12 protein-coding genes are annotated in these 14,256 nt (G+C 55.5%); 11 read left to right on the top strand and 1 reads right to left on the bottom strand.

Annotated features, from left to right (window positions below; all coding sequences use genetic code 11):
- The first annotated feature begins 183 nt into the window (after positions 1 to 183).
- Positions 184 to 1,185 carry a LacI family DNA-binding transcriptional regulator gene (locus tag ACMYSL_RS09845; RefSeq protein ID WP_434662472.1) on the top strand — a complete coding sequence of 334 codons (1,002 nt, stop codon included), beginning with the start codon at positions 184 to 186 and terminating at the stop codon, positions 1,183 to 1,185.
- Positions 1,186 to 1,199: 14 nt separating this feature from the next.
- Here the strand turns inward: ACMYSL_RS09845 and ACMYSL_RS09850 are convergent, their stop codons facing one another.
- Positions 1,200 to 2,141, bottom strand: a complete 942-nt coding sequence (locus ACMYSL_RS09850) for a sugar-binding transcriptional regulator (RefSeq protein WP_434662475.1) — start codon at positions 2,139 to 2,141, stop codon at positions 1,200 to 1,202.
- A 206-nt stretch (positions 2,142 to 2,347) separates the two neighbouring features.
- Here ACMYSL_RS09850 and dalD point away from each other — a divergent pair, with 206 nt between their 5' ends.
- The 10 genes from dalD (at position 2,348) to ACMYSL_RS09900 (ending at position 14,210) form a co-directional block, all read left to right on the top strand.
- Positions 2,348 to 3,715 (top strand): D-arabinitol 4-dehydrogenase, encoded by a 1,368-nt coding sequence (gene dalD / locus ACMYSL_RS09855; protein WP_434662477.1) that lies wholly within the window; start codon positions 2,348 to 2,350, stop codon positions 3,713 to 3,715.
- A 9-nt stretch (positions 3,716 to 3,724) separates the two neighbouring features.
- Positions 3,725 to 5,188 carry a xylulokinase gene (gene xylB, locus ACMYSL_RS09860; protein ID WP_434662479.1) on the top strand — a complete coding sequence of 488 codons (1,464 nt, stop codon included), beginning with the start codon at positions 3,725 to 3,727 and terminating at the stop codon, positions 5,186 to 5,188.
- A gap of 192 nt (positions 5,189 to 5,380) precedes the next feature.
- Positions 5,381 to 6,658: an RbtT/DalT/CsbX family MFS transporter gene (locus tag ACMYSL_RS09865; protein ID WP_182207338.1), complete on the top strand. Its 1,278-nt coding sequence runs from the start codon at positions 5,381 to 5,383 to the stop codon at positions 6,656 to 6,658.
- Positions 6,659 to 6,706: 48 nt separating this feature from the next.
- Positions 6,707 to 7,369: an HAD family hydrolase gene (locus ACMYSL_RS09870; RefSeq protein WP_434664001.1), complete on the top strand. Its 663-nt coding sequence runs from the start codon at positions 6,707 to 6,709 to the stop codon at positions 7,367 to 7,369.
- 298 nt (positions 7,370 to 7,667) lie between these two features.
- The gene (locus ACMYSL_RS09875) at positions 7,668 to 8,822 is read left to right on the top strand and encodes a mandelate racemase family protein (RefSeq protein WP_181485641.1); all 1,155 of its coding nucleotides are present in this window, start codon (positions 7,668 to 7,670) and stop codon (positions 8,820 to 8,822) included.
- 210 nt (positions 8,823 to 9,032) lie between these two features.
- Positions 9,033 to 10,655 carry an ABC transporter substrate-binding protein gene (locus ACMYSL_RS09880; RefSeq protein ID WP_434662482.1) on the top strand — a complete coding sequence of 541 codons (1,623 nt, stop codon included), beginning with the start codon at positions 9,033 to 9,035 and terminating at the stop codon, positions 10,653 to 10,655.
- On the top strand, positions 10,652 to 11,689 hold the full coding sequence (locus tag ACMYSL_RS09885) for an ABC transporter permease (protein WP_112213149.1): 1,038 nt from the start codon (positions 10,652 to 10,654) through the stop codon (positions 11,687 to 11,689). The genes ACMYSL_RS09880 and ACMYSL_RS09885 overlap by 4 nt, the downstream gene beginning before the upstream one ends.
- Positions 11,686 to 12,591, top strand: a complete 906-nt coding sequence (locus ACMYSL_RS09890) for an ABC transporter permease (protein ID WP_182207336.1) — start codon at positions 11,686 to 11,688, stop codon at positions 12,589 to 12,591. The genes ACMYSL_RS09885 and ACMYSL_RS09890 overlap by 4 nt, the downstream gene beginning before the upstream one ends.
- Complete coding sequence (locus tag ACMYSL_RS09895) at positions 12,563 to 13,426, top strand: ABC transporter ATP-binding protein (RefSeq protein WP_182207650.1); 864 nt, start codon at positions 12,563 to 12,565, stop codon at positions 13,424 to 13,426. Before ACMYSL_RS09890 ends, ACMYSL_RS09895 begins: the two co-directional genes overlap by 29 nt.
- Positions 13,427 to 13,436: 10 nt before the next feature.
- Positions 13,437 to 14,210, top strand: coding sequence for an ABC transporter ATP-binding protein (locus ACMYSL_RS09900; protein WP_434664004.1), 774 nt, complete (start codon positions 13,437 to 13,439; stop codon positions 14,208 to 14,210).
- Positions 14,211 to 14,256: the final 46 nt, after the last annotated feature.

Genomic DNA, 14,256 nt, shown 5'->3' on the forward strand with positions numbered 1-14,256 from the left:
TTTTAAGGTATTGAATATAAGCATTATTTCTTCATTATCGCTGGAGTATTAACGTTGAATACGTTAATACTCTCTTGGAGTGAAGTTGGTGCTCAATCGATGAAGCTCATGTTGCGCTAGCTTCATCGATTGAGCAAGTGGGGAAATTAACAGCGAAATGAATTTGTGACGCAAGTTGGGAAAATGAAGAAAATCACGATTTACGACCTGGCGGAGCTATCCGGCGTGTCGGCAAGCGCAGTGAGCGCCATCCTTAACGGCAACTGGAAGAAGCGGCGTATTAGCGCGAAGCTTGCCGAAAAGGTGACGCGGATTGCTGAGGAGCAGGGCTATGCGGTTAATCGCCAGGCCAGCATGTTGCGCAGTAAAAAATCACACGTGATCGGCATGATTGTCCCCAAATACGATAACCGCTATTTCGGATCGGTTGCCGAGCGTTTTGAGGAGATGGCCCGCGAGCGCGGCCTGCTGCCGATTATTACCTGCACACGTCGTAGCCCGGAACTGGAAATCGAAGCGGTAAAAGCGATGCTCTCCTGGCAGGTGGATTGGGTGGTAGCGACCGGGGCGACCAACCCGGACAAAATTACCGCGTTATGCCAGCAGGCGGGGGTGCCGACGGTTAATCTCGATTTACCCGGTTCTCTTGCGCCATCAGTGATTTCGGATAACTACGGCGGTGCCAAAGCACTAACCCACAAGATCCTCGACAACAGCACCAGGCGCTGGGGGGAGCAGGCTCCGTTGACCTTTATCGGCGGGCGCAGTAGCGACCATAACACCACCGAGCGTTTACGCGGTTTTCATGATGCCCATCAGGAGCTGGGGCTGAGCGTGCCTGAAGCAAATATTCTGGCTCCAGGCTATTCAAAAGGAAAAGTCGAGGCTTGCCTGCAAGAGCGGTTTGGTCCGACTGATATTCATCTGCAGGGGTTGTTCGTTAACTCAACCATTTCTCTGGAAGGCGTGGTGCGATGGTTGTCGCAGGCGGGGCTCACCGGTAGCGCTCAGCCGCCAATGGGCTGCTTTGACTGGGACCCGTTTGTTTATCTGCTGGGACACGATATTGATATGGTGCAGCAGAACGTCCCGGCGATGCTGGAGGCGGTATTTAGTATCATCGACTCCGGCGATGCCAGCCAGCAGCGGATTGAGATCCCGCCGCTGTTGATGAGCAGCCGCTGATTCGGCTGTTGACGTTAACGCGTCAGCAGCCAGCGGGCGGTGTGTTCATCGGTCACCAGGCCGTTGACCCAACCGCCTTTAAGCGCCGCCAGAATGGCCGGGCGCTTGTACTCTCCGCACGCCACCGCGATCCGTGGGCACTGGTTCTGGCGAATGTCGTAGCTGGTGATCATTCTGTTGATTTCGCTGTCGACCACGCCGCCTTCGGCATCGATAAAGCGTCCCATGATCTCGCCGATCCCGCCACACGCCGTTAGCTCATCCATCTGCGCCTGACTAATAAAGCCGTCTTTAAAAATCGGGCTTTGTGTGCCCAATGGACCAATCCCGACGAAGATAACGTCTGCCTGCCGGGCAACGGCGGAAACGTTGCGAAACAGTCGGCTGGTGCACCACATATCGTACTCCTCCTGGGTCTGCGCATAGCGCGGCGCGGGCCATTGATAGTACTTCGCTTTGATTTTGCTGGTCAGCAACAGAGGTACATCATCGTAATAGTTACACTGTCCATCGGCGTCCATGGCGCTGATCAGCGCCACGCAGCGGGTATTCAGGCTATCGAAATCGATACGCTGGAGGGTTTTTTTCAAGGTCAGGCCGGAACCGAGGCCGATGATTTTCTCTTTATCATCCTGTAAATAGCGAGCCATCAGCTGGTAGCAGCCAAACGACACGCTATCCAGCGTACTTTCTTCGCTAAAGGCAGGCACGATATTGCATTCGATAAGTTGGTACTTTTCCTGCAATAATTGCGCATAATCGAGGCAATTCGCTACCGGATGGTGCAAACTAATCGATACGATCCCTTCTTCTTTCGCCGCCGCAATCAACCGCTGCACCACTGTCCTTGAAGTACCAAGCTGACTGGCGATTTCGCTCTGGTTTTGTCCGGCGATGTAGTACATCCATGCGGCGCGGACCTTCTGATCCAGCCGGATATCATCTTCTTTACTCATGGTTTCCTGCCCTAAGTTTCTGGCCACAGCGATAAATTCGCCTGGCGAATAACCGCATTCTGGCTGCGGTCGGGATAACTGGCAAGCTTTTGCTCTTTACTGGTCATTTGTAATTTAATTGGGTAATTGTTCTTTTGTGATCCATCGCTCTTATTTAGGTCAAATGATCAATTACAGTGAGCCCATCAACTCAAGGAGAGCAGAACATGAACAATCAATTCACATGGCTTCACATTGGTCTGGGTTCTTTTCATCGCGCACATCAGGCGTGGTATCTGCATCGTCTGATTGTTTCTGGAGATAAGCGTTGGCACATCGCGGCGGGGAATATTCGCAACGATGCCGAGCAGGTAGTCCAGGCGCTGGCGGCGCAGGGTGGGCGTTACGTGCTGGAAACCGTCAGCCCGGAAGGTGAGAGTGAATATGAAGAGATCACCTCAATTCAGAAACTGCTGCCGTGGCAGGCAGGGTTGCAGCCGCTGATTAACGAAGGGGCAAATCCGCAAACTAAAGTTATCGCCTTTACCGTAACGGAAGGGGGTTACTACCTGAACACCAGCCATAAACTGGAAACCAACAACCCCGATTTGATCGCTGACCTTAAGGGCGATTGCAAAACCATTTACGGCACTATCGCGCGGATTCTGGAAAAACGTATGGCCGATAACGCCGGGCCGTTAACCCTGCTGAACTGCGACAACGTGCGTCACAACGGCGAGCGGTTCCACGATGGTATGGTTGAATTCCTGGCGCTGACCGGCAAACAGGCGGTGATTGACTGGATGGCAGCCAACACCACCTGCCCGAACACCATGGTGGACCGCATTACCCCGCGTCCGGCGGCTGAACTACCGGCACGCATCAAAGCGCAAACCGGCATTGATGACAAAGCGCCGGTGATGGGTGAAACCTTTATCCAGTGGGTAGTGGAAAATAACTTCCGCGACGAACGCCCGAACCTGGAAGCGGTCGGCGTGGAAATGGTGGAGTCGGTTATCCCTTATGAAGAGGCGAAAATCCGCATTCTTAACTCTTCCCATAGCTGCATTGCGTGGGCGGGCACCTTAATCGGCCAGCAGTATATTCATGAAAGTACGCTAACGGATTTCATCTACGCCATTGCTGACCGCTACGTCACGGAAGATGTGATCCCATGCCTCGGCGATAACGGCATTGATTTACCGACCTATCGCGATGTGGTCCTGAAGCGCTTTACCAACCCGTACATCCAGGATACCAACCAGCGCGTCGCTGCCGATGGCTTCTCGAAAATTCCGGCGATGATCGCGCCGACTCTGCAAGAGTGCTATCGCCGCGGCGCTCGCCCGGAAGCAACCGCCATGCTGCCCGCACTGTTCTTCGTCTTTATGGAGCAGTGGCATAAAGGAACCCTGCCATATGAATACCAGGACGGGATCCTCGACGCTCAGGCGGTACATGAAATGTTTGAAGCCAGCGACCCGGTAGCCGTCTATGCTCGCGATAAAGCGCTATTTGGCGAACTGGCCGAAAACGCTGATTTCCTGGCGCTGATGCGCGAGAAGATCGCTGCCGTTTATGCACTGATTAAATAAGAGGTGGCTATGTATCTGGGTATCGATCTCGGCACGTCGGAAGTCAAAGCGCTGGTCATTGATGAGAACAATGAGGTTATCGCCAGCCATAGCGCGCCGCTGAGTATTCAGCGGTCCCATCCGCACTGGTCAGAACAATCGCCGCAATCCTGGTGGGAGGCGACGGAGTACCTGATGACCACGCTACGGGAAAAATGCGCACAGCACTGGCCGGCAATCAAAGCCATTGGCCTTTCCGGGCAGATGCACGGCGCGGTGCTGCTGGACGCGTCGGGGGAGGTGATTCGCCCGGCGATTCTGTGGAATGACACCCGCTGCGCCCAGGAGTGCGAAGAGCTGGAAGAGATGGCACCGGAGCTGCATCAGGTGGCAGGAAATCTGGCAATGCCGGGCTTCACTGCACCGAAGCTGCTGTGGGTTCGTCGTCATGAGCCGCAAAACTTTAAACGTACCGCGACGGTGCTGCTGCCGAAGGATTATCTGCGCTACCAGATGACCGGCAAGAAAGTCTCCGATATGTCAGACGCCGCCGGAACCCTGTGGCTGGACGTGGCGAAACGCGACTGGTCCGACTCGCTGCTGGATAAATGCGGATTGTCGCGTGGTCATATGCCAACGCTGGTTGAGGGCTGCGAGGTTTCCGCCACGCTTGACCCGCAGGTAGCGGAGCGCTGGGGGCTGAACGCCTCGGTGGTGGTCGCCGGTGGCGGCGGAGATAACGCGGTCAGCGCCATTGGTGTTGGCGCGGTCTCGCCGGGCGATGCGTTTATTTCGCTCGGCACATCCGGAGTACTGTTTGTGGTGACCGACGCCTATCGTCCGGCCCCGCAGTCGGCGGTACATGCTTTCTGTCACGTGCTGCCGAATCTGTGGCATCAGATGAGCGTGATGCTCAGTGCTGCCAGCTGTTTGCAGTGGTTCTGTCGCCTGACCGGCACTACGGAAGTGGCGCTGCTGGAGGAGATTGCTGAATTAAGTGACGAAGAGAAAGCCAATGCGCCGTTCTTCTTACCTTATCTCTCCGGGGAACGCACGCCGCATAACGATCCTGAAGCGCGCGGAATGTTCTGGGGAATGACCCATTCCAGCCTGCGCGCCCAGCTTGGTTACGCGGTGCTTGAAGGGGTGAGTTTTGGCATTAACGATGGCCTGCGGGTGCTGAAAGAGAGCGGTACGCAGATCGATCAATGCTCGCTGGTTGGCGGTGGTGCCCGCAGTCCATTCTGGGCGCAACTGCTGGCCGATATCCTCGATATGCCGGTGGTGACCCACAAAGGCGGGGAGACCGGAGGCGCACTGGGCGCGGCGCGGCTGGCCTGTCTGGCGGCGGGTAAACCGCTCGCGGCGGTGTGTGAAAAACCGGAAATCTGGCAGACCTGGCATGCTGACCCGGTTCGCCATCAAACCCTGATGCAACGCTACGCGCAGTTTAACGCTCTGTATTTAAACGACCTGAACTTCCGTCAACACTAATTTTAAAAACATACCCTAAATAATTCGAGTTGCAGCAAGGCGGCGACGCAGTGAATCTCCAGGAGCTTACATAAGTAAGTGACTGGAGTGAACGAGGAAGGCAACACAGCTGCGGTTTGAATTATGACGGGTAGAATGGCCCTCCGGTGAAATCGCCGGAGCGGCCTCCTGTACCCTGAATACGAGGTCATTATGTCCGTAAATAATAAACAGTGGCTCGGTTTACCCCTGAATCTGATATGGGGATATGTCGCCATTGCCGTGTTTATGACCGGTGACGGTTTCGAACTGGCATTCCTGTCGCACTACATTAAAGAGCTTGGTTTCACCCCGGCGCAGGCCTCATTTGCCTTTACCCTGTACGGACTAGCCGCCGCGCTGTCGGCGTGGATTTCCGGCGTCGTAGCGGAAATTATCACCCCGCTAAAAACCATGATGATTGGCTTCGTGCTGTGGTGCGTATTCCACGTACTGTTCCTGGTTTTCGGCCTTGGACACGCCAACTATGCGCTGATCTTGATTTTCTACGGTATCCGCGGCTTCGCGTATCCGCTGTTCCTCTACTCGTTCATCGTCGCCATTATCCATAACGTCAAAAGCGATAGCGCCAGTTCGGCCATCGGTTGGTTCTGGGCGGTTTACTCTGTTGGTATCGGCGTTTTCGGCAGCTATATTCCGAGTTTCACCATCCCGCATATCGGCGAGCTGGGGACATTGTGGCTGGCGCTGGCTTTCTGCGTGACCGGTGGGATTATTGCGCTGGCCTCGTTGCGTAACATTCAAACTCCGCACCATATGCGAAATTTGACCACTCGAGAGAAATTTTCCGAACTGGGACGCGCGGCGACGCTGCTCTATACCAACCGCAATATTATGTTGTCCAGCATGGTGCGTATCATCAATACGCTGTCATTGTTTGGCTTTGCGGTAATCATGCCGATGATGTTTGTCGATGAACTGGGTTTCACCACTTCTGAATGGTTGCAGGTGTGGGCCGTCTTCTTCTTTACCACCATTTTCTCCAACGTACTGTGGGGGATTCTGGGCGAAAAACTGGGCTGGATTAAAGTGGTGCGCTGGTTTGGCTGCGTCGGTATGGCGCTCTCTAGCCTGGCGTTTTATTACATCCCGCAGCACTTCGGGCATAACTTCGCCATGGCGATGATTCCGGCCGTTGCTCTGGGGATCTTTGTTGCCGCTTTCGTGCCGCTGGCTGCCGTTTTCCCGGCGCTGGAACCGAAGCACAAAGGTGCGGCTATTTCGGTATATAACCTGTCTGCGGGGATGTCGAACTTTCTCGCCCCGGCGATTGCGGTGATATTGCTACCGTTCTTCAGCACCATCGGGGTGGTTATCGCCTATACCGCGCTGTACGTGGTGGCCTTTTTCCTTTGCGCATTTATTCGCGTCGAGCAGCCGGGATTTTCCCACAAGGAAGCGCCCGCCAGCGAGCAGGTTGAGTTTTCTTAACGTTGTGCGGCTGGCATGAGATTCATGCCAGCCTTATTGAGGTGGATGATGAGTATTAAAGCAGTTATTTTTGACATGGATGGTGTGATTATTGATTCCGAAATCCTGTGGCGACAGGCGCAAATAGAAGCGCTGGCGCAATGGGGGGCAACGGTAAGTATCGATGAGTGTGAAACGCTGACCAAAGGTAAACGCCTTGACGACATTGCGCGCACCTGGTGCCAGCATTGTCGACTTGATGTTGCGCCACAGCGGCTTGAAGAAGCGATACTGCAGCGCATCACTGGCCTGATATCTGCCGAAGGTGAGCCGATGAACGGCGTGCGCGAGGCGTTAAGCTATTTCCGCCATGTCGGGTATAAAATTGCGTTGGCAACCTCATCATCCCATCAGGTTATTTCCGCAGTACTGAACAAACTCTCCCTTTGGCACTATTTTGACGTGGTTTCCAGCGCGGATGATGAGGAATGCGGCAAACCTCATCCGGCGGTTTACTTGTCAACGCTGCGCAAGCTCAACCTCAACGCCAGTCAATGCCTGGTGATTGAAGACAGCTTTAACGGTTTTAGCGCCGCTCAGGCAGCAAATATCCCCACTATCGTTATCGCCGAAGATTGCCTGCATGGTCGTTTTCAGGCCGCCGCGGGTCGCTATCGGGCGTTACCTGAACTGCTGGAAGCTCTTTCTGCAGAGCCAGAGGCGGCGGTATAAGTCAGTAATTTGTGAGCGCAGAAAGTTTCAGGATGTACCCGGTCGGTTAATCTCTTTTCTGCGCTCACGCTCCTCTTTTTATCATGCCGATCGCCCTCACATTTCGCCCTTCTTTTGTGAAAACAATCACGCCCCGTCGTGCCAATGCCCAAATTTAATCTCTTGCTTAGCGGTGATTGTCCGAGGCACTGCTGCGTAATTGTGCTTAGATTAGATATTGAAACGTTTTTTCAATAATGTGAAACCGCTTTGCCGATTTGCGTCTATAGATCGGGTTTGGCTGCGATAAGGACTGAGAATGAAAATTGAATCTGTAAATGTCACCGTTTTCCAGTATCCCACTCGTCGGGTTTCCGACAGCGCCGGGCACTCCCATCCGGGAGCCGAAAGCATGGCAAAAATGGCGATGCTGACCATTACTGCCGATGATGGCACCCAGGGTTTTTCGTTTGCGCCGCCGGAAGTGGTGCGCCCGTTTGTGGTGAACACTTTTTTCCGCAAGGTGATGGTGGGGCAGGACCCGTTCAACCGTGAACGCATCTGGCAGGATCTTAATCACTGGCAGCGCGGTAGCGCCCATCAGTTGACCGAACGCGCGCTGTCGTTTGTCGAGCAGGCGCTGTGGGATCTGATTGGTCGCAAACTCAATATGCCGGTTTACAAACTGCTCGGCGGCTATCGCGACACGGTTCCGGCCTATGGCAGTACCATGTGCGGCGACGATCTGCCTGGCGGACTGTCGACCCCGGATGAGTATGCGTCATTTGCTGAAACGCTGGTGGCCCGTGGCTACAAGGCCATCAAGCTGCACACCTGGATGCCGCCGATCTCTTTTGCGCCAAATCCGAAAATGGACATCAAAGCCTGCGCGGCGGTGCGTGAAGCGGTAGGGCCGGATATCGACCTGATGATTGATGGCTATCACTGGTACAGCCGTGCCGAAGCGTTGTGGATTGGCAAAGAGCTGGAAAAACTGAATTTCGCCTGGTTTGAAGAGCCGATGGAAGAGGATTCGATGTCTTCTTACGCATGGCTGGCGGAAAACCTGTCGATTCCTATCGTCGGACCGGAGAGCTTCGGCGGCAAGCATCATATGCGCGCCGAATGGGTGAAAGCCGGAGCCTGCGACATCCTGCGCGCCGGATCCAACGGCGTTGGCGGTATTACGCCAACGATGAAGGTGGCGGCGCTGGCGGAGTCGTTTGGTATGGATTGTGAAGTCCATGGCAACGGCGCGGCGAGCCTGGCTGTGGTCGGCGCGATCCGCAACTGCCGCTGGTACGAGCGCGGCCTGCTGCACCCGTTCCTCGATTACGATGAGCCAGCCGCGTATCTCAACAGCATTGTCGACCCGATGGATGACCAGGGATTAGTGCATTTGTCACAACGACCAGGTCTCGGTGAAGACATTAATTTTGCGTATATCGAAGCCAATACCGTTAGCCACGACTGATTAATAAAAATTCCAAAGGCTTAAGGCTTATTGGGTTTGGGCGAACGGATAAAAAATATAAACCAGGCCCTAAATCAGTCGTGTTGCAGCAAGGCGGCAAATCAACGAATCTCCGGGAGCTTACATCAGGTAAGTGACCGGGGTGAGGAGATGAAGCCAACGTAGCTGCGGCGCGAATGATGACGGGCGTGTACCCTACAGGCGATAGATATGAAAAAAACCTCTTTACTGGGAGCGTGCTTACTCGCGCTCGCCATGTCGATGGGGAGTGGGGCGGCAATAGCGAAAACGCCGCCCGACCAGCTGATCATTGGCATGAATATGAACAACCTTCTGACGCTTGACCCGGCAGCGATGACCGGTAACGAAGTCGTTGGGATTGTGGTCAATCTCTATGACTCGCTGGTGGAGCTTGATCCTAAACAGCAAACCAACGTCAGGCCCGCGCTGGCGAAATCCTGGGATATCAGCCCGGACGGTAAAACCCTGACGTTCCATTTACGCGATGACGTGAAATTTCACTCTGGCAACCCGCTGACCGCCGCCGATGTGGTGTGGTCAATGCGGCGTATTTTGCATCTCAACCTCGCCCAGGCATCGGTGTGGAAATCCTACGGCTTCAGTAAGAAAAATATTGATAACCAGGTGAGCGCTCCGGACGACGTGACGGTACAAATCGTGTTACCGAAAGATAACGATCCGCAACTGGTGATTTACTCGCTGGCGGCGCTGGGCAACCTCGGCGTGCTCGACAGTAAAACGGTGCAGAGCCACGAGCAGGATAAGGACTGGGGCAACCGCTGGCTGACCACCCATGAAGCCGGTTCCGGGCCGTTTACCCTCGAAACCTGGCAGGCGAAAGATGTCCTGCGCATGAAGCGCAATCCTGACTACTGGCGCGGTGAGGCGAAAATGAGCCGCGTGGTACTGCGCCACTTCCAGGAGTCGCAAACTCTGCGTCTGATGATAGCGAAAGGCGATCTTGATATTGCTAACAACATGGCGGTCTCCGATATCAACGCCCTGCGCAGCGACCCGCAGCTGACCGTCGATGCGGTGCAGCGTGGGACTATGTACTACGTCGCCATGAGCATGAATGAAGATCATTTTGCCAATCCGAAAGTGCGCGAAGCGGTACGCTATTTGATTGATTACCAGGGCATTAATAAAGCGCTGATGCCAGGCTACGGCGTGCTGCATCAGCGGCCGATCAAAGCCGGCATGCCGTCCACGCTGCCTGACCCGGGCTACACGCTCGACGTGGCGCGGGCGAAAAAACTGCTGGCGGAAGCGGGCTATCCCAACGGATTTGATACCACGCTGCGGGTGCTCTCCGATCAACCGTTCCTCAATATCGCCATTGCCGTGCAGTCGACGCTGATGCAGGCGGGGATTAACGCCAAAATCATCACCGGCACCGGCAACCAGATTTACGGCGCGATGCGCGAACGTAAGTTTGATCTGCTGGTCGGACGCGGCGGGAGCGGAATGGAACCTCACCCGCACTCCAGCCTGCGTGCGCTGGTCTATAACCCGGATAATAGCGCTGAAGCTCGCCTGACCAACTTCCAGGGATGGCGTACCGGTTTTTACGACCCGCAGCTGAACTCCATGATTGACCACGCTCTGCTGGAGCGTAACCCGCAGCAACAGGTAGCGAGCTATCAGGCGATTCAGCAACGCTATGACCAACTGATCCCGGCGTTAATTCCGCTGTCGCAAATGGTCGATTCCGTCGTGGTACGCAACGAGGTGCAGGATTATCAGCCGCACCCCTCCGCCACCACTTTTCTGCGTGAAGTCTATAAAACCCGCGAAGGAGAGAAAGGATGAGTACGGCAATCCTTGCGCCCGGCTCCCGCACCCGGCGCTTATCAAAACGACTGCTGCAGGTGGCGATTACGCTGTTCGGCCTGCTACTGCTGACCTTTACCATTGGGCGCGTGATGCCCATCGACCCGGTACTGGCGATTGTTGGGCCGGACGCCGACCAGAGCACTTACCAGCAGGTTTATCAGCAACTGGGGTTTGACCAGTCATTGGTCACCCAGTTTGGCATCTATTTTGTCAACTTGTTGCATGGCGATTTGGGCAATGCATTGCTGACCGGGAAACCGGTGGTAGACGACATTATCCGCGTCTTCCCGGCCACCATGGAGCTGGCGACGATGGCGATTATCGTCGGCGCAGGCCTCGGTATTCCGCTGGGCGTGCTGGCGGCGGCGCGACGTAACAGCCTCTCCGATTATGTGGTGCGTATTATCAGCCTCGCCGGCTATTCAACGCCGATTTTCTGGGTTGGGATGATGGGGCTGCTGGTGTTTTACGCCTGGCTTGGTTGGGTTGGCGGTGCTGGACGGGTAGACCTTGGTCTGGACGGTATTGTGCCACGTCGCACCGGCCTGATGACCGTCGATGCGCTGCTGGCAGGTAACAGCCAGGTGTTCTGGAATGCCATTAACCACCTGATTTTACCGGCCTCGCTGCTCGGTTTTCACTCGCTGGCTTACATCAGCCGTATGACCCGTAGCTTTATGCTGGCCCAGCTGTCGCAAGAGTTCATCATCACGGCGCGCGTCAAAGGTCTGACCGAGCGTCAGGTTATCTGGAACCACGCGTTTCGTAACATCCTAGTGCAGCTGCTGACGGTAGTGGCGCTGGCCTACGGCGCGCTGTTGGAAGGGGCGGTACTGATTGAAACCGTCTTCTCCTGGCCGGGTTTTGGCTCTTACCTCACCGGCAGCCTGCTGCTGGGTGATATGAATGCGGTGATGGGCTGCGTGCTACTCGTCGGGGTTATCTTCGTGATGCTCAACCTGCTCTCCGACATGCTGTATCAATTCTTTGACCCGAGGACAAAATCATGACCGTTTCTCTGGATACGTCGCTTTCGGGCGGGGCGGGCGAAGGCCGCCAGCGGCTGCAACGTGCGGCGACACGGGCTGCCGGGTTTATCGGCAAAATGGTGCGCAACCCGCTAACGGCTATCGGCGGTGGGATTATCTTCCTGTTGATCGTCGTGGCAGTATTTGCGCCGCTGATCGCGCCTTATAACCCGCTGGTACAGGACCTGAACAGCGCATTGGTGGCACCGAACGCCCAGCACTGGTTCGGTACCGATGAGTTTGGCCGCGATATTTTTAGTCGTCTGGTGTACGGCTCGCGTATCACGCTGTATATCGTGCTGCTGGTGTCGGTCACCGTCGGCCCGCTTGGGCTGCTGCTCGGCGTCAGCGCCGGATATTTTGGTGGCAAGGTGGATATGGTGCTGATGCGCGTCACCGATATCTTCATTTCCTTCCCAAGCCTGGTGCTGGCGTTGGCGTTCGTCGCTGCTTTAGGCCCGGGGCTGGAGCACGTAGTTATCGCCATTACGCTGACTGCCTGGCCGCCGATTGCTCGTCTGGCGCGTGCTGAAACGCTGTCACTGCGTCAGGCTGATTTTATCTCCGCCGTGCGTTTACAAGGCGCGTCTCCGGCTCGCGTACTGTGGCGGCATATTGTCCCGCTGTGCCTGCCTTCGGTCATCATTCGTATCACCATGAATATGGCGGGGATCATTCTGACCGCCGCCGGTCTGGGCTTCCTCGGCCTTGGTGCACAGCCGCCGGAGCCGGAGTGGGGTGCGATGATCTCCAGTGGACGCACTTATATGATGGAGTGCTGGTGGGTAGTAACGATTCCAGGGCTGGCGATTCTGATCAACAGCTTAGCGTTCAACTTCTTAGGAGATGGCTTACGTGACATCCTCGATCCTCGCAGCGAATAATGCTCCACTGCTCGACGTGCGCGATCTGTGCGTCGACTTTGTTAACGGTAGCGCGGTGACCCATGCCGTGCGCGGCGTCTCCTTCCAGTTGGGGCAGGAAAAACTGGCGATTGTTGGCGAGTCCGGCTCGGGTAAATCCACCGTCGGGCGTGCGTTGTTGCAGCTGCATCCGAAAAAGGCCCGCGTCACCGCCAGTCGGATGCAGTTTGCTGACCTTGATTTACTGCATCTCAGCGAGGCGCAAATGCGCGGCGTACGCGGCAAACGCATCTCAATGATTATGCAGGACCCGAAATACTCGCTGAACCCGGTGGTTTGCGTCGGTAATCAGATAGCGGAGGCCTGGCTCACGCACCATCCGGGGCGTAAAGATGAGGCTAAAGAAAAGGCGCTGGAGATGCTGGAAGTGGTGCGCATTCGCCAGCCGGAACGCGTGTATCAGCTCTATCCACATGAGATTTCCGGTGGTCAGGGGCAGCGCATCATGATTGCGATGATGCTGATCACCGACCCGGAGCTGGTGATTGCCGATGAACCGACCTCGGCGCTGGACGTGTCGGTGCGTCTGCAGGTGCTGGGTCTGCTGGATGACCTGGTGAAATCGCGCGGTCTGGGGCTGATTTTTATTAGCCACGATATCAACCTGGTGCGCAGCTTCTGTGACCGCGTGCTGGTGATGTACGCCGGACGGGTGGTGGAGTCCATTGCTGCTAAAGACCTCGATAACGCCCGTCATCCCTATACTCAGGGACTGATTAACTCGCTGCCGGATATGCAGCATCGTCGCCCGGTTTTACCGGTATTGCAGCGCCAGACCAGCTGGTTGACGGACTAAGGAGTGCATGATGATTGAAGTCAAAAACCTCAACCTGGCGTTTGGCGAAGGAGAGAAGCGCAACCAGGTGCTGTATGACGTGAATTTTCACGTTAAGCCAGGCGAAATCTACGGTCTGGTGGGGGAATCTGGTTCCGGCAAAACCACGGTGCTGAAGTGCCTCGCCGGGCTATTTACCCACTGGAAGGGCGAGCTGGCGATAGATGGACAACAGTTGGCTCACGAGATCAGTCGCGAACGCTGCCGTCAGGTGCAGATGGTGTTTCAGGACCCTTACGGCTCTCTGCACCCGCGGCATACCATCGGCGACATTCTGGAAGAACCGCTGCAGATCCATAACATTAACGATCGCGACCGGCGGATCAATGCGCTACTGGACAAGGTCGGTCTGAACCGTGCCTTTCGCGAACGTTATCCGCACCAGCTCTCCGGTGGTCAGCGCCAGCGTGTGGCGATTGCCAGAGCGCTAATTCTCGAACCTCAGGTGCTGCTGCTGGATGAGCCAACCTCAGCGTTGGATGTGTCAGTGCAGGCGGAGATCCTCAATCTTCTGGCGGAATTGCAGAAAGAAGCTAAGCTGACTTACCTGATGGTGACCCACGATCTGGGCGTTATCGCCCACTTATGTCAGAAGGTTGCGGTGATGCAGTACGGTAAGATCCTCGAAACCCTGACCGTGGATGCGCTGGTGAACGGCGAGGCGCAAACGGCCTATACGCAGATGTTGGTCAACGCCAGCCAGCAATATACGCGTGAAATGGCGCGAGAAGTGGCAGCGTACTAGTCTATACGGCGCATTCTCTTTCGAGAGATGCGCCATTTTTTATATA

This window comes from Klebsiella sp. MISC125 (genome assembly GCF_051131775.1).
Classification (GTDB): domain Bacteria; phylum Pseudomonadota; class Gammaproteobacteria; order Enterobacterales; family Enterobacteriaceae; genus Klebsiella.